This window comes from Microbacterium sp. CH-015, assembly GCF_049707015.1.
Classification (GTDB): Bacteria; Actinomycetota; Actinomycetes; order Actinomycetales; family Microbacteriaceae; genus Microbacterium; species Microbacterium aurum.
This window is the reverse complement of the sequence record NZ_JBNAFJ010000002.1, coordinates 139,556-166,081: the sequence shown is the minus strand read 5'-3', so window position 1 is coordinate 166,081 and position 26,526 is coordinate 139,556. Positions and strand designations below refer to the sequence as shown.

Below are 26,526 nucleotides of genomic sequence, written 5' to 3'. Positions count from 1 at the left end.
GTGGGCGGACCTCATGTCGGGAGCCGACGGTAGTGTCCAGTTCAAGTTTCGGCGGGTCACCCGACACGCCACGGTTGTCGCGGTGGAGAGTTGAGTATGGCTGACTCCGAAGCGGCGCTGTCCGAGGTTCTCGCGTGGGTTCGCGATGTGACTTCGGACTCACCTGCGCTCGGACCGATCGCTGGAATCAGCGACTCTGAGTTGAGGCAGCTTGCTCGGCTCGGAGCTCTGCTGCGCGCGCGCCTAGTTGGCGATGCGCCCGCTGCACTCGTCGCGGCATTGACCCCCGACGGTGCAGTCGACGTTCCGGGGGCTGTACTCGCGGCACTCGATACTCTGATCGCGGCGGACGCGGTCGTCCACCTCGCGGACCTCTATGCGGCCATCGTGTCTCCAGCTAAGCGTCGCCCGCTCGGCACCTTCTTCACTCCGCGCGAGTACGCGCAGGCCATCGTGGATGGGTTCGCTGCCCGCCATGAAGCACCTTCAGCAGTTGTCGACGTGGGTGCCGGCGTTGGGATCTTCTCGGAGATTGCTCATGCAAAGTGGCCAGCCGCCCGTATTCAAGCGATCGATATCAATCCGCTAACTCTGGGTCTCCAGGCCGTTGCCGTAGGAAAACCCCCCGTGTGGAACGTCGAGCTGGTCCTCGCGGACTATCGACGCTGGCTTGACTCCAACCAGCCAAGCGCCCCCACGCTCTATCTTGGAAACCCTCCTTACACCCGCTGGCAGTTGCTTGATCCGGTGGTGCGTCTCGACCTTCTGCAGGCCGCGGGCGGGCTCGTCGGCGCGCGAGCCAACCTCTCGACGCTGTTCCTCGCTATGACCCTCGCGAAACTCCGGGCCGAGGATTCACTCGCGATGATCATTCCAGCGGGCTGGATGCGCGCCGACTACGGGAGAAAGCTGCGAGGCCGTCTGAGGGCTCTGACGCAGCGTCAAGTATCTCTGCGGCTCGCTGACTCGTGGCGGTTTCATGAGGCGATTGTCGATGCTGTCTTGGTCGAGGTCGGTCCGGAGGTTCCAACGGCTCAGCCGATCGAGGTATCCGACTGGTCCGGTTCCGAGCGGTTGACTCTGAGCCGCTCGGACGGCGAGGCGGCATTCGCCGCGCCGGGCAGAGCGCGCCTCACTGTCGCACGGCAGCAAGGTCGGGGTAGAGCCTTCGGGGACCTCGGCAGAGTGACCCGTGGAACGGCGACGGGCGCGAATCCGTTCTTTGTGAAGACGACGAGGGCCTGGGATGAGCTGCACATTCCGGCCGAGTTTCGTCGGCCGCTTGCGCGGCGCCTGCGTCCTGGTAGTGACAGCACGCTGCCGACCCTCGAGACGGCAGAACTCTTGGCCTTGGAAGGGTACGACCGGGGCACTGACGAAGGTGTGGACGCGTGGATCAGTGCGGGCGAGGACGAGGGGTTTCATAAACTGCACCTTTGCTCGAAGCGCGCACGCTGGTTCGATCTGTCGGACGAACTGAAGATCCCCGACGTGATCATCTCGGCGCTCGCTCGCGACGTCTTTCACGTGCTTGAGAACCCGACCGGGCTGGCGATCACCAACAACCTGTTCGGGCTGTACTGGACCGCAGACGCGACAACAGCGGAGCGCACTACGCTGCTCGATTGGCTTCGCAGCACGGAGGGCCAGGCGACCCTGAGATCGAGCGCATCTGTGGAAGCAAACGGCCTTCATCGTCTGAGCCCGAAGACGATCGGGGAGCTCACGGTGAACCTCCCGACCCTGTCGACCGCGCCCGTCCGCCTAGGCTTGACCGGGCTCGTCGTAGGCGGAGGGAGGTCGAAGTGAGTCAGGAAGGCTTCATCGTCGACACTCACCTGTTGCGCGAACTCGGCGATCTCCTTGTGGGCCGGGATAGCACCGCGATCCTTGAACTCGTCAAGAACGGCTACGACGCCGACGCGACGGTCGTCCGGATCGACGCACAGAACCTCGCGCACCCGGACGACGCCGTGCTGACCGTCGAGGACAACGGCAACGGGATGACGGCAGCTCGTTTTCGATCGGCGTTCTTGCGAATCGCCGGGCGAGACAAGGAGGAGGGCGAGCGGCTCTCGCCCAAGTACAAGCGTGCTTATACCGGGCAGAAGGGCATCGGCCGGCTCGCCAGCCAGAAGCTCGCTAAGGTGTTGGAGGTCCGGAGCGTGCCGGACCATGCGGTCGTCGGCGGCGATGAGCCTGGTGTCGAAGCCCGGATCGACTGGGACGCTATCGACAAGCAGCAGACCCTCAACGACCTGAAAGAGGGTCTCTCGGTTACTGACCTTCCGGCTTCACCGGGAACGCCTGCCGGAACGGTGCTGTCCATGCGATCGCTGAAGCGAACCTGGACTAGCTCGGAGATCGGCAAATTCGTCGATGAGATGCAGTCGGCGCAACCGCCGACGCTCTTGCTCGGCTCGGACTCCGAGTCACTTGCGATCGCTGGTGAGTCGCTCATTGGCAGGCCCACGGTGCGAGGTACCGCGGAGGACGACCCGGGTTTCGAACTGGAACTCTCGGGTGAGCTTGCGCCCGGCGACGACTTCTGGGCGAAGGCGGCAGAGGACTTCCAATGGTGCATCGAGATCGATGTTTCCGGCGGCCGGACCAGATACCGCATCTCTCCTACGACGACCTATGCGCGTTCCGAGCCCTTGGCGCGGGCGTACTCGTTCGAAGCGCAGGCTGATCCTGCGCTGCGCTTCCAGGCCCGGTTCTACATGATGCCGGGTGCGAGCAGCCGGCGGGGGCCGCTCAAGGGATTCGTTCGATCAACGAGTGGGATCCGTGTCTACCTTGAGGGATTCCGCGTACTTCCGTACGCTGAGTACGGCGACGATTGGCTAGAGATCGATCGCGAGTACCGGTCCGGACCGCGCTTCTACACGATCGAACTGGATGAGTCGGCGAGCGACGACCTGGACGTGGACAAGCGAGAAGCGCTCAACGCCATCCCGAGCAACGGCTACTTCGGCGCTGTGTTCCTCACCACGGTGGGTGCGCCCGGCCTGGAGAGTTTGATCAACCGCGAAGGATTCGTCCCCGGACCGACCTTCAGGGCGATTCGGGAGATCGTGCAGGACGGTGTCCGGCTGAGTGTTCGGGTTCGGCGGTCGGTCTTCAATCAGCGGGAGCGACTCGATGCGATTACTCCTGTTGAGCCGGGTGAGGAGACTTCTGAGCATCCCCGACCCACGGCCCCGACCGAGCCCGTCTTTGACCCCGCGGGTCGGACGCCCTTCGACGTTCTCGCACCGCATGGACCGACTGAAGAAGACGATCGCAAGATCGCCGCTGCTGCCGAAGCGGCCGCAAAGGTGGCTGCGCGGCAAGGGGTCGAAGGCGCGGAGCCGCTTGACGAGCGTACGCAGCAGCTCGCTGCGGGCTTCAACGCTGCGCGCGGCGCGTTGCAGGCGGTACAGAGTTACCAGCCGGAGTTGCGCATCCTCGCCGGTGTAGGGCTCCAACTCGGTGCGTTCGTACATGACATCAACGGCATGCTTGCGTCGGCAACGACCATCCGGGAACTGCTCCGCGGCCTCCTGGACAGAGTCATAGAGCCCGCGCAACGGAACACGCTGCAGGTCACGCTGCGCACGGCTGACGAGCTCGCTCACACGCTTGCCCGCCAAAGCTCCTATCTGACCGATGTCCTCAGCGCGGACCCGCGTAGACGCCGGTCGCAGGTCAAGGTCCATGAACGCGTGGAGTCGGTGCTCCGATTCCTCGCGGGCCCAATCTCAGCAAAGGGGATCACCGTCAGAGTCGAGGTCGGTTCCGATCTTCGGACGGCACCGATGTTTCCGGCTGAGGTGATGATCATGCTCACGAACCTGCTCACCAACGCAGTAAAGAATGCAGCCGAGGGGGGCAACATCTGGATCGACGGGCAGGATCTGGGCAACGCACTCGAGGTCATCATCAGTAACGACGGTGCGGCCGTCGACCTTGACGAGGCCGAACGTTGGTTCCTCCCCTTCGAGAGCACAACGACGGTCGTTGACGACGTGCTCGGCCAGGGCCTAGGACTTGGCCTACCCATCGTCCGGGCGTTGACGGACGATTATCGCGGTGATGTCCGATTCATCGAGCCAACGCACGGTCCTGGTACGTCGATCAAAGTGGTTCTCCCGAAGAAGGGCAAAGCGCAATGACGGAGCAGCCGTTCGTCCTGCTGGTGGACGACGATCCGCAGCAGGAGGCGTTCGCGCTCGCGCTCAATGCGTACGGCGTCGAAGCGAAGCATGTTCTTCCGGACGACCTAACGGCCGAAGATCTGAACCACGCGAGCTTGGTCTTGATCGACGAGTTCATTGAGAACTGGACCGCGCGCGAGGCTGTGAAGGACAGCATCGGGCTGTTCGTCCGGGATGGCGTTGCCCTTGCCGCTGTACTGCGTTCTGCACTGGACGGACGCGGACCGAGTCCTGAGACGGCGCCCACTCCTCGGAACACTGCGCTGGTGCTGCGCACTGGTCACCTCGCGGTCCTCGCAGAAGGAACTCCGGCGTTCATCCGGCCAATGACTGTGGCCAGCCGTCATGACCTCGAGTGGGTTGCAGAGAAAGCGCAAGTCGACGCCGAGACGCTAGCGCGCTTCGCGGCGCTGGCGGTCGCGACCAAGGCGCTTCCGACCGAGTGGGGCAACCCAACTGACCCGACGGCTCAACTGCAGTGGCTTGCCCTCGGCGAACAGCCGTGGCGAGAAGACGCGATCGCTCAGATCGAACTGTGTCGACCTCCGTGGACCGTGCTCGCGGCAACGTCGGCAGGACGTCGCTGGCTATCGTGGTTCATCCAGCGCATCCTGCCGTTCCCAACGTTCCTCGTCGACGATCGTCGAGCGGCGAGTTACCTCGGGCTGAAGCCGAGCGCCCTCGATGTTCTGCTCGGTGGGGACAGCGACGCCGCTGCTGCCCTCAAGCAGGCCAAGTACACCGGCCAGCTCGCAGCCTTTGCCGGTCGGAGGTGGTGGCGCGCTGGGATCGCAGCCGTGAAGCAGCTCGCCCTTCAAACTGCCGAGGGGCGGGGCGCGGATGACATTGCGCGCGCGCTCGGCGCGCTCCACGGCACGGATCTCGATGCCCTCGGACTGCGGCACCCCGTGTTCCAGATCGACGCCGACTACAACGTGGTCGATGAGCCGCTCGAGATCACGGAGGCGGTGAGACTCCAGCCCGACGGCTGGCCGTCATACGCCGATGACCCATGGCTCGCAACGACTTCCATCGACGCAGAGGATTCGCTCGCAAAGCTGATCGTCATCGACGATCGTGCTGACGTCGTGGAAGACGGCGGTGAGTAGCCGCGCCATCGGACCTCACCTGCTGGACACCGGTCCCGTGCTTTGTCTCGGTGGGTCAGAGGTGATGGCCGAGTTGTATGACGTCCACCTCGCCGGTCAAGGCGCAGTTGTCGCCGTGGTTGCCGACGAAGTTCGTGGTTGGTCGTCTGCCCACGTGGCCCCGGGCGATCCTCACCGGATCGGCGGTGTGAAGCGTGCTGGCGCAGGTGCCGTGGCCAGGTACGGCAAGACGTTGCTTTCCACCGCAATCCCGACGCCCGTGCCCGAGCCGGCGACGATCTCGGCGATTCGCCAGGATCTCGAAGATCATGCGGCTAGGAAGCGTCCTGGGCGGACAGTGCGCGCGAATGAGCATGCTGGGGAAACGTACTCCATTCACGAGGCCGCGGTGCGCTCGCTCCGATTCGTATCGAACGACGACGGCGCGCGCCACGTCGCAGCTGCTCGTTTCGTCGCGCACGAGTCCTTCGCCGATATCGCGCGGCGGCTGGTGAGCTGCCAACAAGATGTCAAACCGAAGCAAGTTCTCAGGGAGCTGCAGCGGCTCGTACGGGAGGGTGTCGACGTCGGAGACGTTGTGAACTCGGTCCTGGACCTGAGATGGGCGTCGCAATGACCGCACCGCAGCGCGCTCAGATTGGTGACCACTACCTCGACTCCGGCCCACTCTTCTGCCTCGGTGGGTCGCAAGTTCTCGCCGATCTTTTCGACGTGCACTTCCTGCCGCGGTCGAAGGTCGTTGGTGCCGTCGTCGCGGAGGTTGCACACAACGCGAACCTGGTCTTGCCCCCGGTGGGTCCGCACCGAAAGCGTGGGGTGAAGCAGGCAGCACGCGTAGTGCAAGGACGCTACAAGCAGCTGATCGCGGCTGCCGAGGTAGTCCCGACTCCCGAGCCCGTTCTCTTGGGGGCGATGAAGACGGAGCTGCAAACTCGTGCTTTGGCCACGCTCCCGCCGGGCACCAGCTTGCATCCATTGAAGAACGACGGTGAGGCGGAGTCGGTCTTCTGGGCGAAGAGCACCACTGCTGAGGTGATCGCGAACGATGCCGACGCCCACTTCCTGGCCGCCAAGCACGGCGTGACGAGTAGCAGTTTCGTTGAAGTGGCGCGGCACCTGGTCAAGGTCCAGAAGACGGTCAAGCACGAGGCGATCTATAGAGAGTTGGCGGCGCTGAGCAGTCGCGACATCTTTCCCGGCGAGCACCTCTACAGCGAGCTCGATCTGGTCTGAGGCTCGGCGTGGGATTGCATCCCACTCGTGGGTCACCGTGCTTCCGAGGGATCTGGTTTCAGACGGAGGGGCAATAGCGCACTGATTGTGGTGCCATACTGACGACGAGAAGCCATAGCGGGTGCCGGCAGGATCTGTGGAGGTTGCCCCCGCAACGGCGTCGTGATCGTCCGACCTCGTTCGCCGAGCCGGCGATTGCCGTGGCACTTGCTGAGAAGGGCTTTCCTGCACCGTGAGTCTATGCTCGAACTGCCCTGGCTCGGACAGTTCAACCCGCCGAAGGTGCGTGTGGGCACACGCCGCCGGAGTGGACGGAACTGGGGAACCGTCCTGACCCTGCCCGACGAGGATTTCACTCGCTACGAGGGTGTCCCGGCGACGACCGTTCGGCGGGCGACGGAGGACATGCGGGATCGGATGCCGCCCGATCGGTGGCAAGCCTTCGTCGTTCAAGTGCTGCGACGCGAGCTGATCGGAGCGCAGGACATCGACACTCGAGGGGGTTGACTCGGGAGCCGTTGACCAGAACGAGAAGAACGCGTGACCCGAGATGGATAAAAACCCTACATAGTTGAGTGGTCTGTGCAAGGATTGTATCCGTGAAGGAGTTGGATGAGTCGCTCCCGTCGACGTTCACGACGGAGACCTCGCGGGCGCACGGTGTGCATCCGCGAGATCTGTATGCCTGGCGAGATGGCGGGCAGGTCATCGAACTCTCGCGCGGGGTCTTCCGTCGAGCAGACGCGCCCCCGGCGTCGTACCCCGACATGATCGCAGTGGCGCACCGCGCTCCTCGCGCGATCGTGTGCTGTATCTCGGCGGCAGCGATCCATGACCTGACGGACGAGATGCCGGCGTTGGTGCAGATCGCGGTTCCCAAGCGGTCGCATACGCCGGTAATCACCTATCCTCCGGTGATGGTGTTCCGCTTCGACGAGGCCTCTTTCGAACTGGGGCTGACGTCGTTCGAGGCGGGGCCGGGAGAGCCAGTGCGCATCTACGATGCGGCGAGGACGGTGGTGGATCTCATGAGATTTCGGAAGCGCCTTGGCGAGCCGATCGCGCACGCCGCGCTTTACCGATACCTGGCAGCGCCGAATTCGAAACCGGCATTGCTGTTGGAGTACGCGGAGGCGCTGGGGACGTTTGGGCCGATGCGTGCTGCGCTCGATGTTGCGAGTGCCCGATGAGTCGCCCCACGCGAGAGAGCGCCGCAGGGCGCGCATACCTCGACCTGCAGAACCAGGCTCGCCGCCAGAAGCGCGGCACGCAGGAACTGCTCACGATGTACATCGTCGAGCGATGGCTGTCGCGGATGTCGCGCTCACCGTACGCCGAGGACTTCATCCTGAAGGGCGGGATGTTGCTGGCTTCGTTCGGCACCCGCCGTCCCACGGTCGACGCTGACGCCCTCGCTCGTAATATGGCCTCTGATCAAGAGACCGTGGCCCGTCGTGTGGCCGAGATCGCCGCGATCGAAGACCCAGACGACGGCGTGGAGTTCCTGTCCGACACAGTCACCACTGCGGTGATTCGTGACGACGCGCTGTATTCCGGCGTGCGGGTGACGATGACGGCACAGCTCGCAACAGCGCAGGTCAAGCTGCGGCTCGACATCAACTTCGGCGACCCCGTCACTCCGGCCCCGCGAACAGTTGAGCTGCCATCGCTGCGGCCGGACGCTCCGCCGATCTGCATCCTGGGCTACCCGATCGAGACGGTACTCGCAGAGAAACTCGTCACCGCGATCGAACTGGGACGAGCGAACACGCGCGTGCGTGACTTCGCGGACATCCACCTCTTGACCGGCACACAGGCTCTTCAGTGCGGAGCACTGCGCGAAGCGCTCACGGCCACCGCAGGGTTCCGCGGGACCACGTTGATCCCTCTGGCGCAAGCCGCCGAGGGGCTCGCAGTGCTGCGCAACTCGACCTATGTCGCTTACCGGAAGGGGCTTGGCGAGGCGGGCGCGAATCTGCCCGAGCGGTTCTCCGACGCCGTTGCTGCCGCTGCTGTCTTCGTCGACCCGGTGCTGGACGCGCTCGACGGCAAAGCCATCTGGAGCCCCGCCGAACGGAGCTGGCGCACGGCACCCGTCACGCCGTCCGAGCCGACAGAATCCACTACAGGTACGACCGACCTGTGACGGCTTTCGTCGGGCTCAGCCGCAGCCGATCCGGTGACCACACGGTCAAGCCCGTATGACGCCCCGGGCGATGGCTGCGACGGCGGCGTTCACGCCCTTGGGCCTCCAGCTCGCGCGGATCGTGCCCGCGAGCAGGTTGAGTGTATCGAGCGTGAGGCTGTCGGGGGAGGGAGCACGGTAGGGGTCCTCACGGTCGCGCCAGCCGAGGTCGAAGAGGAGCTCGCTGATGCTCGCTTCCCACAGTTCCGCGGGTGTCTCGTTGGCGACGACGGCGAGCGCCATCCATCCGGCGTGCCGCTCTGCGGGGGTTGTTCCGAGCGGGAACCGGCCGGTGATGTGTCGCAGGATCGCCTGCGGGTCGTCTCGGCGTTTGGCGATGGCCTGAGTCGGAGCGATGCGTCCCTTGCGCACCGACACGAGTCCCAGTGCTCGCGCCGTGGCGCGGAGTTCCCAGATGGGCCAGGTGAGGTCCTCGCGGTTGGCCTTGCCGATCCACCATTCGGTGATGCCCGTGCGGTGTGCGATCTGCTCGACGGCGGCGGGCTTCAGATACCCGGCGCTGGTGAGCGCCACGCCATCTCCGACGACCTCGAGGAGGACACGGAACGGCTCGGTGAGATCGGCAGCCTCGTCGGTGCTGACATCAGTGGCACCGGAAGCGGATGGATGCGCGAGCGCGTCGCGCAGGCCGCGCGCGCCGCGGTTGCGTGCGAGTTCGAGCAGCGACTCGAGTTCCTCGACGACCGGGATCGGCTCCGCGGTGACCGCGGCGATCAGCTCGTTCGTCCCATCGATGTCGAAGGCATCGGGATGCCAGCCGTCGGGCAGCCAGGCGCGTCCTTCCTCCGTGCTGTCGAACACCTCGGGGCGGAGCGCGTCGTCGTAGTCGCTGCGCACCCAATCGGCGAGCTCGGTGTAGCCCCAGACGCCGCCGCAGTCCTCTGGCGGACAGGCAAGCTTCCCACCGACGCACACCGGCGCCGGACGAGGGGTGTCGAGCACCTTCTCGACGCGCAGGAGGTGCTTCCAGTCGTCGCCGAAGTCGTAGTCGTACCAGAGCCGATCACCCTCGTCGGCGATGACCTGATCGAGACGTACGTCGTCTTCGAGCACCCCCTCTCCGCCCTCGTCAAGGTCGAACTGCGTGAGGAACTCGGGAGCGTTGCGGTCATTGCTCGTGCGGAAGCGGTGCAGGTGGCTGTCGGCCCATCCCATCGCCGCCTGGATCACCTCGTGCAACCGCGGGAGGAGGATATCGCCAGGCACCTCGACACGTCGCCACACCGGCGGCTTCGTGCGCTGCAGATCGATGCGGATGCGGAAACCCCGCACCGCCGAGGGGACAGGGAGAAGCTGTGGTTCGGGACGCCGCCAGAGGTCGTCCAGGTCATCAGCGTCGGACCGCAGCGAGGCGATGAACTTCTGAAGATCCGGTGCCTCGAACTTCTCGGATGCCATCTTCCTTCTCCCGTCACGGGCACATCACGTCGGGACGCGCCATCGTGAACAATTCTCGCGGAGTACGTCGGCTTCCGCCCCACTGCTCGTCAGAGAAGTGCCTGGGGGCGGGGCGTGCACCGTGCCCCACCAGATGGGAGTCGGCACGATAGAATGAAGTCGATCTTGTTCTCCCGGAGGTGAGCATATGAAGCGCAAGGACGTCACTCGTGAGGCGCTTCATCGTGCCGCTCTGCGTTCGACGCGGGCGTCGGCTGCGTTGGAGAACAGGTCGGTGCCGGTCGGTGTCACTCGCTCTGAACGGGTCGAGCGCTTCCTCGCCGCGCGCAAGCAGCGCGTTTGATGGGTGTTGAGCCCGGCTACGGCGAAACGCCGTTGGGCCCGGAAGAAGCAGACGCCCTCACCCCACAGGCTCGTGAGATCTTCGGCGATGAGCCGAAGAAGATCGACCTCTACGAGGCCGAGCAGGCGATCAACGATGAGGTCAGCATCGCGTTGCTCGACGACATCGCCGACGGGCGACTCGTGCTCGCCGATATCCTCACGGACGCGTTCCTCCGTGACCTCCATCAGAAGCTCTACGGAGACCTGTGGACGTGGGCAGGTCGGTACCGAAGGCGTGATCTCAACATCGGCGTCGAACCCGAGCACATCGCCGTCGAGCTCCGCGGATCGCTCGACAACATCCGGTACCGGTGGGAGCACACCGACGACTGGACCGCGCGCGAACTCGGCATCGCCGTGCATGCCGAGACCGTCCGCATCCACGGCTTCGTCGATGGGAACGGGCGAACGACGCGCCTGCTCGCCGACCTGGTGTTCCTCGCTGCGCAAGACGCGGAGGCGATCGCAGAGACGTACGACTGGGACATCGACAAGCGCCGATACATCGCCTTGCTGCGTCAGTACGACCTCACCAGAGATCCCCAACCGCTCGCCGCATTCGTGCCCGTCCAGCGGCTCGATGACGTCGAGAACCGGTGACCAGATTGGTGACCAGAAACCCTCCCGAGAGGCGCGAATCAGCACGAATCACTGCGTAGCTGTCGGTAGCCCGCGGTAGAGTCAACCCCATGAGATCCCTGAAATTACGGGGAACTCCACCGATTCGGGGCTTCGCTCGGACAGGCCAAGCGGCTCTCAGTTGTTCTTGGTTCGAGTCCAGGTACCCCAGCAAGACGCAAACCCCCGGAGAACCGGGGGTTTTGTCGTTGGCGCGGTGATGCGTCAGCGCATCGCGTCGCCGATGTAGGAGTACTTGACGAACACCTCGCTCGCCCAGCCGGCCTCCTCGAGAACGCCCTGGACGGCCGAGAGCATGTAGCGCGAGTCCCAGCCCATGTAGAGGAACGGGCTGTCCTCGTCGGCGGACAGGCGGTCCCACTGCCCGTTCCATGCCATCGCGGGATACACCGGGCCGCCGCGGCGCGCGCTGAAATCCATGACGCTCTGCCGCGACGCGGGGGACTCCGCCCACAGGCGCTGGAAGATCCGGTGGAACAGATACCGGATGTCCTTCACTTCCCAGTGCTCGCCCCGGAACTCGACGTAGTCGAACTCCCGCTCCCACCCGCGAGGCCAGCCACGGCGCTGCTTCGCGTCGAGGATCGGCGTGAGGTTGTCGTCGTCGATGCTGACCACCGCGGGGCGGCGCCACACCTGCAGGAAGCGCTCGGTCAGCTGCTCGGTGCGACGGGCGATCGCCGCGGTGCTCCACACCTCGGCATCCGCCACTTCGCGCGTCAACGCCAGCGCACTGTCGCCGTAGACGGCGCGCTTTGCCGGGTAGGCAGCATCGAACGCGCGCTCGAACAGCGACTCCTCCAGGAGCGCGAGGTTGCCGAGGGTCGGCGCGAGCGCGCGGAAGCTGTTCTGCTCGTCGTCGGAGAGCTCCGCCCAGCGACGGATGCCGTCGGGCGACCAGTCGTCGCCGGGAGCCGTCGGCGCGATGTGCTCGAGGTCCCACCCCGCCTCCGCGCCGACGCCCGACATCCGGCCGAGCACGTAGCGCGCGTGGGGGAGCGCGCTGTATTTCAGGCCCACCCGCGTGCGCTCGTCGGACGGCGTGATGCGCGCGATCGCGTGCACGAGCTCGTCGCGGCCGAGCTGCGCCGCGCGACACAGCCGGGCTACGAGGCGATCGGTGGTGACGCCGACGATCGTGCGCCGCAGCAACAGCGATTGCAGCTGCTCGAGACTCGCGATGAGCTCGTCGTGCGCGAGCTCGCCGTGGATGTGGTCGCGGTACAGCCGGAGCACGAGCGGGTAGACGCCCCGGCCGAAGGTGCCGAGGGACGCGAACTGTGCGCCGACCGCGGCATCGGGCGACTCGGCCGGCTCCAGCAGCAGCCGGTAGATCTCGGCGAACTCGCGCCACTGCGCCGCGCGCTGACGGAGCGTCGCGACGTCGAGGCGCGGGAACTCGTGCCGGAAAGCGTCGTAGACGCCGCGGCCACCGGTGACCGAGACCTCCCGCCCCGTCAGCATCACGAGGTAATGCCGCCAGAACGAGCCGATCTGTTCCCCGGTGGCGTGCTCGATCGGCAGCCAGTAGTCGCGCTCGATCTCGGTCTGCTCGGCGTGCGTGAGACCCATGAGGACGTAGTTGTGGATCAGTTCGTGATCGCGCAGCGGCTCGCCGGTGGAGTTGAGGCTCTCGAAGATCTGCTGCGCGTTGGCCTCGGCGCCGAGCGTGATCGACACGTGCTCGAGCTTCTGCAGACCCCGCCAGATGGCGGCCGCCTCATCGGGGCGGATCTGGCTGCGGAAGAAGGCGTAGTTGTCGTCGAACCGCGACACCCGCTCCTCTTCGCCCTCGGCGCGTCGGTCGAGGACGACGCTCTCGAACACGTCGGCCCAGGCGCGGTGCGGGCGCAGCTTCGTGCGTGTCGGGTCGTCGGTGCGCACGAGCACCCGCTCCAGCTCCGCGGCGAGCCGCGGGTCGTCATCGCGCAGAGTGTGGTGCAGCGCCGCGATCAGGAGCATCAGGGTCGTGATCCGCTGCTGACCGTCGATCAGCACGAGGTGCGCGTCCTCGGCATCCTCCCCACCCGCCGTGGACAGGATGGAGCCGATGAAGTGCGTGTCCGCCGAATCGGCGCCGGCGACGGCGCGGATGTCGCCCAGAAGCTGCTCGCAGCCGCCGATGTCCCACCGGTACTGGCGCTGATACACCGGGACGACGATGGTGGTGTCGGATGCCGAGAGCCACCCGATCGTGTTGACGGCGACGGCCGCGACGTTGGCGGCGGGGACGGTCGTGGCGTTGCTCATTTTGGTGCGAATCACTCCTCGGAAACCCCGATCGAGTCTACTGTCGCACCCGCCGCGGCTAGGTAGGCTTGCCTAAGTCGGGCCTGTAAAAACTTCGCTTGTCCGACAGAAAGGGCATGATCCGTCATGGCATACATCAAGAGCGCCGCACTCGAGGAGACCGGCTACGTCGTCCTCGATCCGTACGGCAAGGAGATCGATCCCAAGGAATGGCTCGACGTCGAGTACGTCGACTGGAAGAGCTCCGGCGACACCCGCTTCGCACCGCTGGCGTCGGCCAAGGGTGAGATCGAGTGCAACGGCTTCTGGAACCACAAGCCGCCCCGCACCGACAAGGGCGGCGTCTGGATCGACTCGCAGACCGCGATCGCGCCGACGCTCACCGAGCGCGCGAAGGAGCCGGGCGCCAACGTCGGTCGCTGCCGCATCATCGAGCTGCAGCCGAACACCTACGCGGACTGCCTCTACAACCTCCACCAGGACGACAACAACCGCCTGAACCCCGACGGCACCGGCTGGGTCGTCCGCGGGTTCTTCAACCTCACCGACGACAAGACGAGCTACTTCGTCCTGCGCGAGAACCGGACCGACCCGAGCCAGGAGACACGGATCGCGCTGCCCGCCGGCGCTCAGCTCATCGTGGACACGCAGCGCCTGTGGCACGCCGCCGCCCACTACGGCACCGAGCCGCGCTACTGCCTCATCACGTCGTGGGAGTCGGGCCCCGAGCTCGACGCCTACATCGCCAAGTACAACGGCGTGAACAAGGTCGAGAGCTACCCCGTCGACCAGGAGACCCTGGATGCCGGCCAGATCGAGCAGGAGCGCCGCATCGCCGCGCGTGCGGCAGCCCTCGCCGCCCGCGGCCAGCAGGAAGTGAACGTGATGAGCGAGGCGTAAGCCTCCGGTACACGTGAGGGTCCCCGCCATCGCGGCGGGGACCCTCTTCTGTGTGTGAGTCGCTTACGCGAGCGCCAGCTCACGCTCCCGGGTGCGGTGGACGAGGCGGTGCGCCACCCACGCGGCGATCGCGATCAGGCCGGCGATCGCCACGCCGAACAGCCACGGCAGCAGCGTCGGCGCAAGTCCCGACGTGCCGGTCGCGAGCTGACCGGTGCCGTCGGCGATCCGGGCGTTCCCGTCGGCGAGACTCGTGGCCCCGGCAGAGAGCGCGCCCGATCCCTCGGCGAGCTTCACCGAGCCGTCGAAGAGCGTGGTCGCGCCCGCCGAGAGGTCGTTCAATCCGGTGGCGAGCGAACCCGCGCCCTGGGAGAGGCGCTGCGTGCCGTCGGCGAGCGACGTCGCCCCCGCCGACAGGTTGCCCGCCCCGGTGGCCAGGTTCTGTGCGCCCGAGCTCAGTGCAAGCGCCCCCGTCGACAGCGTCTGGGTGCCGCCCGCGAGCGCACCCGCGCCTGCCGAGAGCTCACCGGTGCCGGCCGCAAGGCGGGCGGCGCCGTCCTTCAGGGCGACCAGTCCCGCCGAGAGCTCCTGCGCCTTCGCGGCCAGGAAGGGCGCGCCCTTGTCCTGGTTCGCGAGGGCGACGGTGCCCGGCCAGTGGTGCGCGGCGTCACCGTTGATGATGTTGCTGACGCCGCCCTGCGCGGCCAAGACTCCGGCGGCGAGGCCGGGTGCGGCCTTGGCGTGCGCGGACATCGCCCCGACCTCCTGCTGGAGTCCCGTCGTCAGCGCCGAGATCGTCGCCCAGTCCGCCGATGCGGGATCGGCCTCGGCGGCCGCGAGGAGCGCGGCGAGAGTTGCCAGGTGCAACGTCGCGCTGTCGGCGTTGCCGCTCACCTGCGTCGACGCCTGGGCGAGCGCGCCGACCTGCGGGGTGATCTTCTCGCTCAGTGCGGCCAGGACCGCGCGCGAGTACTGGTCGGCCCCGACGACGCCCTGTGCGAGTGTCGCCGCGCCGGTGGCCAGGGCAGCCCCGCCCTCGGCTGCCGTCGTCGCGCCGGCCGCGAGATCACGCGCCCCGCCTGCGGCAGCGGCGGCGCCGGCCGACAGGCGCGCCGCGCCGGCCGCCGCAGATGCCGCGCCGTCACGGACCTTCGCCGCGCCGGTCGATGCGGCCGCTGCCCCGGCGGCGAGCGTGCCGGCCCCGGCGGACAGCGCCTGCGCGCCCGTGGCGGCGTTCGTGGCGCCGTCGGACAGGGTCGTCGCACCTGTCGCGGCGGAAGTGGCCCCGGCATCCAGTTTCTCCGCACCGGCCGACAGGTCCGCCGCGGCGTCGGCGAGCGAGACCGCGCCGTCGGCGAGGTCCTGCGATCCGTCTGAGGCCTGGGCTGCGCCGGCATCCACCTGCGCGGCACCGTCGGACAGTTTCGCCGCCGTCAGCAGATACATGGTCGTCATCGCGGCCAGCAGGACGCCGAGCACGATGGCGGTGATGCGCATTCCCCAGCCGTGGGTGTGCGTCGCGGTTCTCGTCATTGAGGACTCCGGTCTCTCGCGCCTGCGTCGTTGCAGGCGTGGTGGGTGCTCCCGGCGAACCGGGCGACGACGGATCATCGGGGGATCCTCGCCTCGCGCGGCCGGCGGCCGCCGTCGGTGTGTCGTCAGAGCGTGATGACCGTAACAGCGCGCGTCCGTCGTCGGGGGAAAGACCGGCGGAGATTCCGGGTGACACCAAGTCTCATCCGGCGTGACGCTGAGTCTCTTGTAGATGCTCCACAAAACGGTCAGCCCCGGAGCCGTGACGGCGGCCGAGTCTTGTTTAGTCTTTGTTTGTGTTGTACCGTGTGTGTATTCGAGGAGGAAACATGTACGCGACGGAGCGGCAGCAGCTGATCGAGCACCTGGTGGCGACCGAGGGTCGTGTCGTCGTCGTCGACCTCGCCCGACGCTTCGGCGTGACCACCGAAACCGTCCGTCGGGACCTCGACCACCTCGAAGCAGGCGGTCACATCCGCCGTGTGCACGGTGGTGCGGTGGCCCGAACGAAGGTCAGCACCGCGGAGACGTCGCTGGCCGAGCGCACGCAGCAGCGTGGCGACGTCAAGCTCGCCATCGCCGCCCGCGCTCTCGACGCGGTCGGCGCCGACGACGGCGGGTCGATCTACATCGACGCCGGAACGACGACCGCCGCATTGGCGCACCTGCTGGTGCAGCGCTCCTCCGGCATCCGTCCCCTCGAGGTCGTCACCCACTCGATGACCATCGCGCACCTGCTCGCGGGTGCTCCGGGCATCGGCCTCACGGCGATCGGCGGGCGCGTGCGCGGCCTGACGGCGGCCGCCGTGGGCGCCCAGACCGTCGACGCCATCTCGCGCCTCCGTCCCGATCTCGCCTTCATCGGCACCAACGGATTGTCCGCGACGTTCGGTCTCAGCACCCCCGATCCCGACGAGGCCGCCGTCAAGCGTGCCATCATCTCGGCGGCGCGGCGCGTGGTCGTGCTGGCTGACGCCGACAAGTTCGACGCCGAACTACTGATCTCCTTCGCCCGTCTCGACGATCTCGACATCCTCGCGACCGACGCCGCACCGGGCGGCGAGCTCGCCGAACGCCTCGAGGCGGCCGACGTGGAGGTGTGGGTCGCATGATCGTCACCCTCACGGCCAACCCTTCGCTCGACCGCACTGTGACACTGTCGACGCCGCTGCGCGTCGGCGAGGTGCAGTCGGCGCTCTCGGTCCGAGAGGATCCCGGGGGGAAAGGCATCAACGTCACGCGTGTCGTCGTCGGCGCCGGGATGCGCAGCGCCGCCGTCCTGCCCCTCGACGCGGATGACCCGTTCGCGGGCGTGCTGCGCTCGGCCGCCGTCCCGGTCGTGCCGGTGCCGCTGCCCGGCGCAGCGCGCGCCAACCTCACGATCGTCGATGGGGGAGGCGTGACGACGAAGGTGAACCTGCCGGGTGTGACGCGCACGCAGGCGGATGCCGAGGCGCTCGTGGCCGCGACGGTCCAGGCCGCGCGCGGCGCGCGCTGGCTGGTGCTGGCCGGTTCGCTGCCGCCCGGCGTTGCGGACGGCTTCTACGTCGACGTGATCCGCGCCGTGCGTGCGGCCGGCGACCCGCCGCGGATCGCGGTGGACACCTCGGGCGCGGCGCTCCACGCCGTCGTGGCGGCCGGCGCCCCCGATCTGATCAAGCCGAACGACGACGAGCTCGCCGAACTGACCGGTACCGCGCTCGACGCCGGCCGCGACCTTGCCGACGCGGTGCGCGTCGCCGCGGCCGACCTCGTCCCGGCGCGGGTCGGCGCGGCCTTCGTCACGCTGGGTGCCGCCGGTGCCGTGCTCGTCACGGCATCCGGCGCCTGGCACGGCACCCCGCCGCCGACTCGGGTGCGCAGCACCGTGGGCGCCGGTGACAGCTCCCTCGCCGGCTTCCTGCTCGCAGAGTCCGCAGGCGCATCGCCCGAGGAATGCCTGCGCAGCGGCATCCGGTACGGATCGGCCGCAGCCGCCCTGCCCGGCACGCAGGCCCCCACACCCGCCGACCTGCTGCCCGGCGACGTGCCGGTCCGCGCCCTCGCCCCCTGAAGCCCTCCCACCGAACCACCCGAGACAGAACCACTGGAGGTCACTGTGTCTGAGATCATCACGCCGGCACTCGTCAGTCTCGACGAGCCGATCGGCACCGACAAGCGAGCCGTCATCGACGCGCTCGCGGCGCGCGTCGCGGCGACCGGTCGCGCGACCGACGCGGCCGCTCTCGCCGCCGACGCCTGGAAGCGCGAGCAGACCGACGAGACGGGCCTGCCCGGCGGCATCGCCATCCCGCACGCCAAGAGCCGCGCCGTGACCGAGGCGACGCTCGCCTTCGCCCGACTCAAGCCCGGCGTCGACTTCGGGGCCGAGGACGGCCCGGCCGATCTTGTCTTCCTGATCGCGGCGCCCGATACCGCCGCGGAGGAGCATCTCGCTGTGCTCTCGCGCCTGGCGCGCGCCTTCATGCGCGAGGACTTCACCGCCGGGCTGCGCGGCGCCACGACTCCGGAGGACGTCGTCGCGCTCGTGCAGGAGGCGGTGGCGGATGCTCCGGCATCCGCGGCATCGCCGGCAGCCGCCCCGGCGGGTGCGCCGGCGCCCGCCGCCGGACTCACCGTCGACGGGCGCCCCGCCCGGATCGTTGCGGTCACGGCCTGCGCGACAGGGATCGCGCACACCTTCATGGCCGCCGACGCCCTCACCGCCGCCGGTCAGAAAGCGGGCGTCGACCTCGCCGTCGAGCCGCAGGGATCGTCGGGCTACAAGGCGCTGCCGCAGCAGGTCATCGATGACGCCGACGCCGTCATCTTCGCGGTCGACGTCGACGTGCGCGGCGAGCAGCGCTTCGCCGGCAAGCCGGTCGTGCGGGTCCCGGTCAAGAAGGGCATCGAAGAGCCGTCGCACCTGATCGCCGAAGCGGTCGCCGCCGTGGGCAACCCGGCGGCGGCGCGGGTCAGCGCGTCGGCGGGCGAGGCCTCGACCTCACAGGCGGCACCGACCTCGCTCGGCGGCAACGTCAAGCGGGCGTTGCTGACCGGTGTTAGCTACATGATCCCGTTCGTCGCCGGCGGTGGTCTGCTGATCGCCCTCGGGTTCCTGCTCGGCGGCTACAACGTCACCGACAACGCGGGCGACGTCGTCCTGAATAACGCCCTGTGGAACCTGCCCACGACCGACATCACCTCACCGCTCGGCCCGCTCGGCCAATACCTCGGTTCGGTCGCGTTCATCATCGGAAGCACGTCGATGGGCTTCCTGATCCCCGCCCTCGCCGGCTACATCGCGTTCGGCATCGCCGATCGCCCCGGCATCGCCCCCGGTTTCGTCGCCGGTGCCGTCGCCGGTCTCATGGGCGCGGGCTTCATCGGCGGCATCGTCGGCGGTCTGCTCGCCGGTCTCGCCGCGTGGTGGCTGAATCAGCTGAACGTGGCGCGGTGGCTGCGCGGCCTGATGCCGGTCGTGATCATTCCGCTGTTGGCATCCATCTTCGCCTCCGGCCTGATGCTGCTCGTCCTGGGCGGCCCGATCGCGTGGCTCATGACTGCGCTAAGCGACTGGCTGGGCGGCCTCACCGGCGCCGGGGTCGTGATCCTCGGTGTCATCCTCGGCCTCATGATGTGCTTCGACCTCGGTGGCCCGATCAACAAGGTCGCCTACGGCTTCGCGACCGCGGGTCTGTCGGCGGGGCTCGCCGGCGACGACCGCTACCTGCAGATTATGGCGGCGGTCATGGCGGCCGGCATGGTGCCGCCGCTCGCGATGGCGCTGGCATCCACCGTCCTCGCGCGTGGCCTGTTCACCGAGCCCGAGCGCGAGAACGGCAAGGCGGCGTGGCTGCTCGGTGCCGCGTTCATCTCGGAGGGCGCGATTCCGTTCGCAGCCGCCGACGTGTTCCGCGTCATCCCCGCGACGATGCTCGGCGGCGCCGTGACCGGAGGTCTGTCGATGGCGTTCGCGGTGACCGCGAAGGCTCCGCACGGCGGCGTGTTCGTGTTCTTCGCGATCGACAGCTTCTGGCTGTGGCTCGTCGCGATCGCCGCAGGAACGGTCGTCTCGGCGTTCTCGGTCGTCGCGCTCAAGCGCTTCGCGCACCGCCGCGGGGTTTCTCCCGTCGATGAGACGGTTCCCGCAGCCGCCCTCACCGCATAGTCTCGAAGCAACGACCGTTCGTCTTTCACCAGGAGGATCCCATGGCAGAACGCCAGGCCACCGTCGCCAGCAGCTCCGGACTGCACGCCCGCCCCGCGAAGCTGTTCGTGCAGGCCGTGCAGCAGACCGGAATCCCCGTGACGATCGCGGTGGAGGGCGGCCCCGACCTCAACGCCGGCAGCATCCTGACGCTGATGGGTCTCGGTGCCACGCAGGGCACCGTCGTGACCCTCAAGGCCGACGGCGACGGCGCGGACGCGGCGCTCGACTCGCTCGTGCAGTTCCTCGAGACGGACCACGACGCCGAAGGCTGAGAACGACAGACGACGGATGCCGCGACCACCACGGTCGCGGCATCCGTCGTCTGAGCGGCCTCGCGTGGCTGTCGGCCCCGCATGCCTCGGCGGGTGGCGATCCGGCTACAGGTCGACGGACTCGCCGGGCTCGAGGGCGACGAACTCGCCGCCGTTCTGCTCGGTCGCCCACGCGAGACGTACCCGGTGCATCTCCAGGCCGGAGCGCGACAGCGTCATGTCGTGCGTGCCGAACGCCCGACGGGGCGCCACGGCCAGGACGAAGTCCATGGCCTCGCCGATCTTCAGCCACGGCGCGCCGATCGGCGCCGCGAGCAGCGCGACGTCGGCGTGCGACGGGACCGCGTAAGAGTCGCCGGGGTAGTAGAACTGGTCGTTGACGAGCACGCCCACGTTGTCGACCACGGGGATCGACTCGTGGATCACGCTGTGCCGCCCGCCGTGGAAGGTGAGGGTGAAGGGACCGGCGGTCACGGTGTCGCCGGGGGAGACGGTGATGGCACCGAACTCCGCCGCCGCCGTCGCCGCGCCGGCGGGTGCGTAGATCGGCACATCGCGCGCATAGTCGCGGAGCCGTCGCAGATGCTCCGGCGTCCAGTGATCGGGGTGCTCGTGCGTGAGCACGACGGCGACGAGACCGTGCAGATTCTCGAGGGGCAGCGTGAACGACCCCGGATCGATGATCAGCTGGTGCCCCTCGGCCTCGAGGCGGAGACAGGCGTGTTCGTGTTTCGTGACGCGCATGCGCTCAGTCAACGCTTCCACACCCGCACCCGCAAGGCGCGACACGACGGGCGGGCTCGATTTGGCCGACACCGGGCGACCATGGCATAATCGAACGGTTGCTTGCGCAGCGAAAAGTGCAAGGCCCCATCGTATAGCGGCCTAGTACGCCGCCCTCTCACGGCGGTAACGCGGGTTCGAATCCCGCTGGGGTCACCACCACGAAACGCCCGGCCATCGGCCGGGCGTTTCGCTTTCCCCGGGGAAAGCCGAGCGGCACAGGGGCGCTCACGCCTCCGGCGCGTCACCCCCGGCATCCGTGCCCCGCGCTGCGCGCCGCCGGCGGACGGCCCCGCGCACCGCCCACACGACGAGACCGGCGATCGCCAGCACGCCGAGCCAGGGGAGGAGGAACCCGATCGCGATCACGACTCCGTTGAGCGTCGCGACGAGCCCGTTCCACCCCGCGGCGACGCCGTCGCCGAAGCCGGCGGGATCGGCATGGACGGTCGGCGCGGGCTCGGTGAGGGTGACGGTGACGCTCGACATGTCGACCTGGCCTTCGAGCCAGGTCAGCTGCTGACGCAGCGAGTCCAGCTCGGACTGACGCTCCGACAGCGCCGACTCGGCGGCGATGAGGTCGGCGGTCGACGTGCTCTGGGCGAGCAGTTCGGTGAGTCGGGCGACGGAGGTCTCCAGCGCCGCGACGCGGGCACGCAGGTCGACGGCCTCGGTGGTGACGTCGCGCCGGTCGATCTGGGATGACGTGACGGTCCCGGCCTCTGACAGCCCGGCGAGCGTCGCCGTCAGCTGGTCGGCGGGCACGCGCACGGTGATCCAGGAGCCGGACGGTCGCCAGGGCATGACCTCGCCGCCGCCTGCGGCGGGGTCGACGGCGACCTCACCGGCCTGGCCGACGCTCATGGTCTCGACATAGCCGCCCGCGGCCACGGCCGCCTTTCCGATGGCATCGACGGCGGCGGCGGCATCGTCCACCTCGACCGTCGCCGACGCGGACGCGGCGATCTCTCGGGCGTCGCCGCCGACCTCACCGCTGGCCGTGCTCCCCGCCGCCGATTCGGCACCTCCGGCAGAGTCCGTCACAGCACCATCGGTCAGCGACCAGCCGGATGCCGGTGCCACCGCCGCGCTCTCTGTCCTCCCGGTGACGCCCGGCAGCACCTGCGGGGCGATGACGGCGGCGACCGCGACGACGGCCGCAGCCGCGGCGCCGCCCATCCACATCCGGCCGCGGCGCACGGCGCGCAGCCGTGCCCGGTCGGCGATCTGCAGGCGCTCGTCGCGCTCATCGGCGATCTGGGCGAACAGCGCCCGCTCCATCTCCTCGATGCGCCCGTCGGACAGCGCGGGCAGTGCGGTGTCGTTCATGTCCCCTCCGGTTCGATCGTGCTCCGCAGTCGGGTGCGGATGCGGGAGAGACGGTTGCGGACCACCCCGTGCGACACGCCCAGCCGGTCGGCGGCGGCCTGGTACCCGTACCCCTCGGCTGCGCACAGCCGGAAGATGCCCTGGTCGAGCTCACCGAGCGTGCGCACCTCGCGGAGGATCTGCTCCACGAGATGCGCGTCGACGACCTGGCGTTCGACATCCACGGTGGCGGGCAGCGTCTCGTCGGCGGATGCCGCGAGGTGTGCGCGTTCGCGCTGCTGACGCCGGACGCGATTCGCCGCCTGAAACCGGCAGATCGTCACGAGCCACGGCAGCAGCGAGTCACCCGCGAGGTCGAGGCCGGGAAGCTTCCGCCACGCCGCGAGGAAGGTCTCCTGCGCGACATCCTCGGCATCCGCCCGCGTGCCCACGAGGGCGTGCGCGACCCAGAACACGGGGCGGATATAGGCGCGATACAGCGCGCGAAAGGCCGCCTGACTGCCCGCGGCTGCCGCCGCGACCAGTTCGGCGTCGGTCCGGATGCCGGTGTCGCTCATGGTCCCCTCATCGTCTCGGAAGAAGGTGCCTTCCGAGAAGAGAGTGTCGGGCGCGTCACGACCGTCTCAGAACTCGTCTATCCTTGTGCGAGCGAGAGGGAGTATCCCGTTTCGCGTGACCCGTCAGTACGGGCCCCGTCGTCGGGGTTCCGGGCACGCGCCGCCCCGGTGATCCGGGAGCGGGGGAGAGACTTTCGACGTTTCGTCTTCCCTCCGAAAGGCCCGCATGGAGCTTCCCGTCTGGTTCGAAGTCGGCTCGCTCGTCGTCCTGGTGCTCATCCTCGTCGCCGACCTGCTGCTCATCCTCAAGCGCCCCCACATCCCCTCCACCCGGGAGTCGACCCTCTGGGTCGTCTTCTACGTCACGCTCGCCCTCATCTTCGCGGGGATGCTGTGGCTGTTCGCCGGCCACGAGTTCGCCGGCCAGTTCATCGCCGGCTGGCTCACGGAGTACAGCCTGTCGATCGACAACCTGTTCGTGTTCGTGCTGATCATGGGGCAGTTCGCTGTCCCGCGGCGCTACCAGCAGGAAGTCCTCATGGTGGGGATCATCATCGCCCTCATCCTGCGCGGTCTGTTCATCCTCGCGGGGGCGGCGATCATCGAGCAGTTCAGCTGGGTGTTCTACATCTTCGGGGCGTTCCTCATCTGGACCGCATGGCGACAGGCATTCCCCGGCGGAGACCACGACGACGACGTCAAGCAGGAGTCGTTCATCGTGCGCACCCTGCGTCGCATGGTCGACATCAGTGATCACTACGACGGCGCCAAGGTGCGCACGGTCGTCAACGGCAAGAAGATCTTCACGCCGATGATCATCGTGTTCGCCGCGATCGGCATGACCGACCTGCTCTTCGCGATCGACTCGATCCCGGCGATCTTCGGCATCACCCAGAACCCGTTCATCGTCTTCACCGCGAACCTGTTCGCGCTGATGGGGCTGCGTCAGCTCTACTTCCTCCTCGGCGATCTGCTCGACCGCTTGAAGTACCTGCACTACGGCATCGCGTTCATCCTCGCCTTCATCGGCGTGAAGCTGTTCTTCCACGCCATGCACGTCAACGAGCTGCCGTTCATCAACGGCGGCGAGCACATCGACTGGGCTCCGGAGATCTCGACGTGGATGTCGCTCGGCGTCATCATCCTCTCGATGGTCGTCGCGACCGCCGCGAGCCTCATCGCGTCCCGTCGGGAGCGTCTGGCGGCGCCCGCCGCTCCCGCGCAGACACCGGTCGAAGCCGCCGAACGGGTGGCCGACGAGAAGGGCACGCCCCCGACCGTCGACGGCCGCTGACGGCAGGCGCCGCGCAGACGGCGATCCGCACGGTGGTAGTCTGACCCCGTGCGGATCGCTCGTCTTCTCCTTAGCGGCCGCGGCGAGACCTCGTTCTGAGCCCTCCCTCGTCGCGGAGTCCGTCGCGGGCTTGATCCCACTCAGGAGAACGAGACAGACATGAGCACAACCATCCCCGACCGCCCGCGCACCCTCGCCGAGAAGGTGTGGGACGACCACCTCGTCGTCAAGGGCGAAGACGGCCAGCCCGACCTCATCTACATCGACCTGCACCTCGTTCACGAGGTCACGAGCCCGCAGGCCTTCGACGGGCTGCGCGCGGAGGGCCGGCCGGTGCGGCGCCTCGACCTCACGATCGCGACGGAGGACCACAACACCCCGACGCTCGAGATCGACAAGCCCATCGCCGACCTCACCAGCCGCACGCAGATCGAGACGCTGCGTCGCAACGCGGCGGAGTTCGGCGTCCGGCTGCACTCGCTGGGCGACAAGGAGCAGGGCATCGTCCACGTCGTCGGCCCGCAGCTGGGACTGACGATGCCCGGCATCACCGTCGTCTGCGGCGACAGTCACACCTCCACTCACGGCGCGTTCGGGGCGATGGCGTTCGGCATCGGCACGAGCGAGGTCGAGCACGTCCTGGCCACCCAGACCCTGCCGCTCAAGCCCTTCAAGACGATGGCGATCACGGTCGAGGGTGAGCTGAAGCCCGGCGTCACCGCGAAGGACATCATCCTCGCGATCATCGCGAAGATCGGCGCCAACGGCGGCCAGGGCTACGTCCTGGAGTTCCGCGGCAGCGCCATCCGGTCGCTGTCGATGGAGGGCCGGATGACGATGTGCAACATGTCGATCGAGGCCGGCGCACGCGCCGGCATGATCGCCCCGGACGAGACCACCTTCGCGTACGTGAAGGACAAGCCGCACGCCCCGCAGGGGCAGGACTGGGAGGACGCGGTCGCCTACTGGCGAACGCTCCCGAGCGACGAGGGCGCCGTGTACGACGCCGAGGTCTTCCTCGATGCGGCAGAGCTCGAGCCGTTCGTCACCTGGGGCACGAACCCCGGCCAGGGCGTCTCGCTGAGCGACGTCGTGCCCGACCCGGCATCCTTCACCGACCCCAACGAGCGTGCCGCCGCCGAGCGGGCGCTGCAGTACATGGATCTGCAGGCGGGAACCCCGCTGAAGGACGTGACGGTGGATGCCGTGTTCATGGGCTCGTGCACGAACAGCCGCATCGAGGACCTCCGCGCGTTCGCCTCGGTCATCGAGGGCCGCCGCAAGGCCGAGGGCGTGCGCGTCATGGTCGTCCCGGGCTCGGCGCGGGTGCGCCTGGAGGCCGAAGCCGAGGGCCTCGACAAGGTGTTCACCGACTTCGGCGCTGAGTGGCGCTTCGCGGGGTGCTCGATGTGCCTCGGCATGAACCCCGACCAGCTCGCACCGGGGGAGCGCTGCGCGTCCACGAGCAACCGCAACTTCGAGGGCCGGCAGGGCAAGGGTGGTCGCACGCACCTGGTCTCGCCGCTCGTGGCGGCCGCGACCGCCGTGATGGGCAGACTCGCGAGCCCGTCCGACCTGCCCGCCGCCCTGAAGGTCGAGGCCTGACATGGAGAAGTTCACGACGCACACCGGTGTGGCCGCGGCCCTGAAGCGCTCGGCGGTCGACACCGACCAGATCATCCCCGCGGTCTACCTCAAGCGGGTCACGAAGACCGGCTTCGACGACGCCCTCTTCGCCAACTGGCGTCAGGACCCCGGGTTCATCCTCAACCAGCCCGCGTTCGCGTCGGCATCCATCCTCGTCGCCGGTCCGGACTTCGGCACCGGGTCCAGCCGCGAGCACGCCGTCTGGGCGCTGCGGGACTACGGCTTCAAGGCCGTGCTCAGTCCCAAGTTCGCCGACATCTTCCGCGGCAACGCGGGCAAGCAGGGCCTGGTGACGGGCGTGATCTCCGAGGACGACCTCGAAGCGGTGTGGGCGGCCATCGACGCGGCCCCGGGCATCGAGATGACGGTAGACCTCGCCGAGCGCACCGCCGTGATCGGCGACCTCCGGGTCCCCTTCGACATCGACGATTACACTAGATGGCGGCTCCTCGAAGGGCTCGACGACATCGGGCTGACGCTGCGCAACGAAGACAGGATCGCGCAGTTCGAGTCGCGCCGGGAGGCGTGGCGGCCGCGGACGCTCCCCGTCCGCTGAGGCGATGCCCCCATCAGGGGCTCCGTCTGAAACGTCCTCGGCGCA

The 26,526-nt window shown here is 68.0% G+C and carries 24 protein-coding genes and 1 tRNA gene; 19 read left to right on the top strand and 6 right to left on the bottom strand.

Features of this window, described 5'->3' with window-relative positions; genetic code table 11:
* Positions 1-96: 96 nt before the first annotated feature.
* The 8 genes from ACPYN4_RS05585 (at position 97) to ACPYN4_RS05550 (ending at position 8,687) form a co-directional block, all read left to right on the top strand.
* A complete protein-coding gene (locus tag ACPYN4_RS05585; protein WP_424445828.1) occupies positions 97-1,809 on the top strand; it encodes a class I SAM-dependent methyltransferase in 1,713 nt (570 codons plus the stop codon).
* Complete coding sequence (locus ACPYN4_RS05580; protein WP_424445827.1) at positions 1,806-4,157, top strand: sensor histidine kinase; 2,352 nt, start codon at positions 1,806-1,808, stop codon at positions 4,155-4,157. The genes ACPYN4_RS05585 and ACPYN4_RS05580 overlap by 4 nt, the downstream gene beginning before the upstream one ends.
* Positions 4,154-5,308, top strand: a complete 1,155-nt coding sequence (locus tag ACPYN4_RS05575; RefSeq protein ID WP_424445826.1) for a hypothetical protein — start codon at positions 4,154-4,156, stop codon at positions 5,306-5,308. Before ACPYN4_RS05580 ends, ACPYN4_RS05575 begins: the two co-directional genes overlap by 4 nt.
* Positions 5,309-5,372: 64 nt before the next feature.
* Positions 5,373-5,924 carry a hypothetical protein gene (locus ACPYN4_RS05570; RefSeq protein ID WP_424445825.1) on the top strand — a complete coding sequence of 184 codons (552 nt, stop codon included), beginning with the start codon at positions 5,373-5,375 and terminating at the stop codon, positions 5,922-5,924.
* Positions 5,921-6,541 carry a hypothetical protein gene (locus ACPYN4_RS05565; RefSeq protein WP_424445824.1) on the top strand — a complete coding sequence of 207 codons (621 nt, stop codon included), beginning with the start codon at positions 5,921-5,923 and terminating at the stop codon, positions 6,539-6,541. The genes ACPYN4_RS05570 and ACPYN4_RS05565 overlap by 4 nt, the downstream gene beginning before the upstream one ends.
* A gap of 240 nt (positions 6,542-6,781) precedes the next feature.
* On the top strand, positions 6,782-7,048 hold the full coding sequence (locus tag ACPYN4_RS05560) for a hypothetical protein (RefSeq protein WP_424445823.1): 267 nt from the start codon (positions 6,782-6,784) through the stop codon (positions 7,046-7,048).
* A gap of 92 nt (positions 7,049-7,140) precedes the next feature.
* Positions 7,141-7,731 carry a type IV toxin-antitoxin system AbiEi family antitoxin domain-containing protein gene (locus tag ACPYN4_RS05555; RefSeq protein ID WP_141380544.1) on the top strand — a complete coding sequence of 197 codons (591 nt, stop codon included), beginning with the start codon at positions 7,141-7,143 and terminating at the stop codon, positions 7,729-7,731.
* Positions 7,728-8,687, top strand: coding sequence for a nucleotidyl transferase AbiEii/AbiGii toxin family protein (locus tag ACPYN4_RS05550; RefSeq protein ID WP_424445822.1), 960 nt, complete (start codon positions 7,728-7,730; stop codon positions 8,685-8,687). Before ACPYN4_RS05555 ends, ACPYN4_RS05550 begins: the two co-directional genes overlap by 4 nt.
* A 45-nt stretch (positions 8,688-8,732) precedes the next feature.
* On the opposite strand, the gene ACPYN4_RS05545 is transcribed toward ACPYN4_RS05550, so the two are convergent.
* Positions 8,733-10,145 (bottom strand): plasmid pRiA4b ORF-3 family protein, encoded by a 1,413-nt coding sequence (locus ACPYN4_RS05545; RefSeq protein WP_424445821.1) that lies wholly within the window; start codon positions 10,143-10,145, stop codon positions 8,733-8,735.
* Positions 10,146-10,332: 187 nt separating this feature from the next.
* On the opposite strand from ACPYN4_RS05545, the gene ACPYN4_RS05540 reads away from it, so the two are divergent.
* Together ACPYN4_RS05540 and ACPYN4_RS05535 are read left to right on the top strand one after the other, a co-directional pair.
* The gene (locus ACPYN4_RS05540; RefSeq protein ID WP_259607983.1) at positions 10,333-10,488 is read left to right on the top strand and encodes a hypothetical protein; all 156 of its coding nucleotides are present in this window, start codon (positions 10,333-10,335) and stop codon (positions 10,486-10,488) included.
* A complete protein-coding gene (locus ACPYN4_RS05535) occupies positions 10,488-11,129 on the top strand; it encodes a Fic family protein (protein ID WP_076690564.1) in 642 nt (213 codons plus the stop codon). Before ACPYN4_RS05540 ends, ACPYN4_RS05535 begins: the two co-directional genes overlap by 1 nt.
* A gap of 243 nt (positions 11,130-11,372) precedes the next feature.
* Here ACPYN4_RS05535 and ACPYN4_RS05530 read toward each other — a convergent pair whose 3' ends face one another.
* On the bottom strand, positions 11,373-13,418 hold the full coding sequence (locus ACPYN4_RS05530; protein WP_424445820.1) for a DUF262 domain-containing protein: 2,046 nt from the start codon (positions 13,416-13,418) through the stop codon (positions 11,373-11,375).
* Positions 13,419-13,544: 126 nt separating this feature from the next.
* On the opposite strand from ACPYN4_RS05530, the gene ACPYN4_RS05525 reads away from it, so the two are divergent.
* Positions 13,545-14,318, top strand: a complete 774-nt coding sequence (locus ACPYN4_RS05525; protein ID WP_424445819.1) for a hypothetical protein — start codon at positions 13,545-13,547, stop codon at positions 14,316-14,318.
* Between the two features lie 63 nt (positions 14,319-14,381).
* On the opposite strand, the gene ACPYN4_RS05520 is transcribed toward ACPYN4_RS05525, so the two are convergent.
* A complete protein-coding gene (locus ACPYN4_RS05520) occupies positions 14,382-15,851 on the bottom strand; it encodes a hypothetical protein (protein ID WP_424445818.1) in 1,470 nt (489 codons plus the stop codon).
* 329 nt (positions 15,852-16,180) lie between these two features.
* On the opposite strand from ACPYN4_RS05520, the gene ACPYN4_RS05515 reads away from it, so the two are divergent.
* From ACPYN4_RS05515 to ACPYN4_RS05500, 4 genes are read left to right on the top strand one after another with little or no spacing between them, the layout of a single operon-like run.
* Positions 16,181-16,963 (top strand): DeoR/GlpR family DNA-binding transcription regulator, encoded by a 783-nt coding sequence (locus tag ACPYN4_RS05515; protein WP_239280653.1) that lies wholly within the window; start codon positions 16,181-16,183, stop codon positions 16,961-16,963.
* On the top strand, positions 16,960-17,904 hold the full coding sequence (locus ACPYN4_RS05510; RefSeq protein WP_424445817.1) for a 1-phosphofructokinase family hexose kinase: 945 nt from the start codon (positions 16,960-16,962) through the stop codon (positions 17,902-17,904). The genes ACPYN4_RS05515 and ACPYN4_RS05510 overlap by 4 nt, the downstream gene beginning before the upstream one ends.
* 45 nt (positions 17,905-17,949) lie before the next feature.
* Positions 17,950-20,001 carry a PTS fructose transporter subunit IIABC gene (locus ACPYN4_RS05505; protein WP_424445816.1) on the top strand — a complete coding sequence of 684 codons (2,052 nt, stop codon included), beginning with the start codon at positions 17,950-17,952 and terminating at the stop codon, positions 19,999-20,001.
* Positions 20,002-20,042: 41 nt separating this feature from the next.
* Positions 20,043-20,315, top strand: a complete 273-nt coding sequence (locus ACPYN4_RS05500; protein ID WP_076690610.1) for an HPr family phosphocarrier protein — start codon at positions 20,043-20,045, stop codon at positions 20,313-20,315.
* A 105-nt stretch (positions 20,316-20,420) separates the two neighbouring features.
* On the opposite strand, the gene ACPYN4_RS05495 is transcribed toward ACPYN4_RS05500, so the two are convergent.
* Entirely contained in the window at positions 20,421-21,059 is a 639-nt protein-coding gene (locus ACPYN4_RS05495) for an MBL fold metallo-hydrolase (protein ID WP_424445815.1), read from the bottom strand.
* Between the two features lie 122 nt (positions 21,060-21,181).
* Here ACPYN4_RS05495 and ACPYN4_RS05490 point away from each other — a divergent pair.
* Positions 21,182-21,257, top strand: a tRNA-Glu gene (locus ACPYN4_RS05490).
* Between the two features lie 69 nt (positions 21,258-21,326).
* Here ACPYN4_RS05490 and ACPYN4_RS05485 read toward each other — a convergent pair.
* On the bottom strand, positions 21,327-22,427 hold the full coding sequence (locus tag ACPYN4_RS05485; protein ID WP_424445814.1) for a DUF4349 domain-containing protein: 1,101 nt from the start codon (positions 22,425-22,427) through the stop codon (positions 21,327-21,329).
* Entirely contained in the window at positions 22,424-22,984 is a 561-nt protein-coding gene (locus ACPYN4_RS05480; RefSeq protein ID WP_239280660.1) for an RNA polymerase sigma factor, read from the bottom strand. The genes ACPYN4_RS05485 and ACPYN4_RS05480 overlap by 4 nt, the downstream gene beginning before the upstream one ends.
* A gap of 226 nt (positions 22,985-23,210) precedes the next feature.
* On the opposite strand from ACPYN4_RS05480, the gene ACPYN4_RS05475 reads away from it, so the two are divergent.
* The 3 genes from ACPYN4_RS05475 to leuD all read left to right on the top strand — a co-directional run bounded on the left by ACPYN4_RS05475 (position 23,211) and on the right by leuD (position 26,481).
* Complete coding sequence (locus ACPYN4_RS05475; protein ID WP_281653411.1) at positions 23,211-24,278, top strand: TerC family protein; 1,068 nt, start codon at positions 23,211-23,213, stop codon at positions 24,276-24,278.
* Positions 24,279-24,437: 159 nt separating this feature from the next.
* The gene (leuC, locus tag ACPYN4_RS05470) at positions 24,438-25,883 is read left to right on the top strand and encodes a 3-isopropylmalate dehydratase large subunit (protein ID WP_239280662.1); all 1,446 of its coding nucleotides are present in this window, start codon (positions 24,438-24,440) and stop codon (positions 25,881-25,883) included.
* A gap of 1 nt (position 25,884) precedes the next feature.
* Complete coding sequence (gene leuD, locus ACPYN4_RS05465; protein WP_287269606.1) at positions 25,885-26,481, top strand: 3-isopropylmalate dehydratase small subunit; 597 nt, start codon at positions 25,885-25,887, stop codon at positions 26,479-26,481.
* The last annotated feature ends 45 nt before the right edge of the window (positions 26,482-26,526 follow it).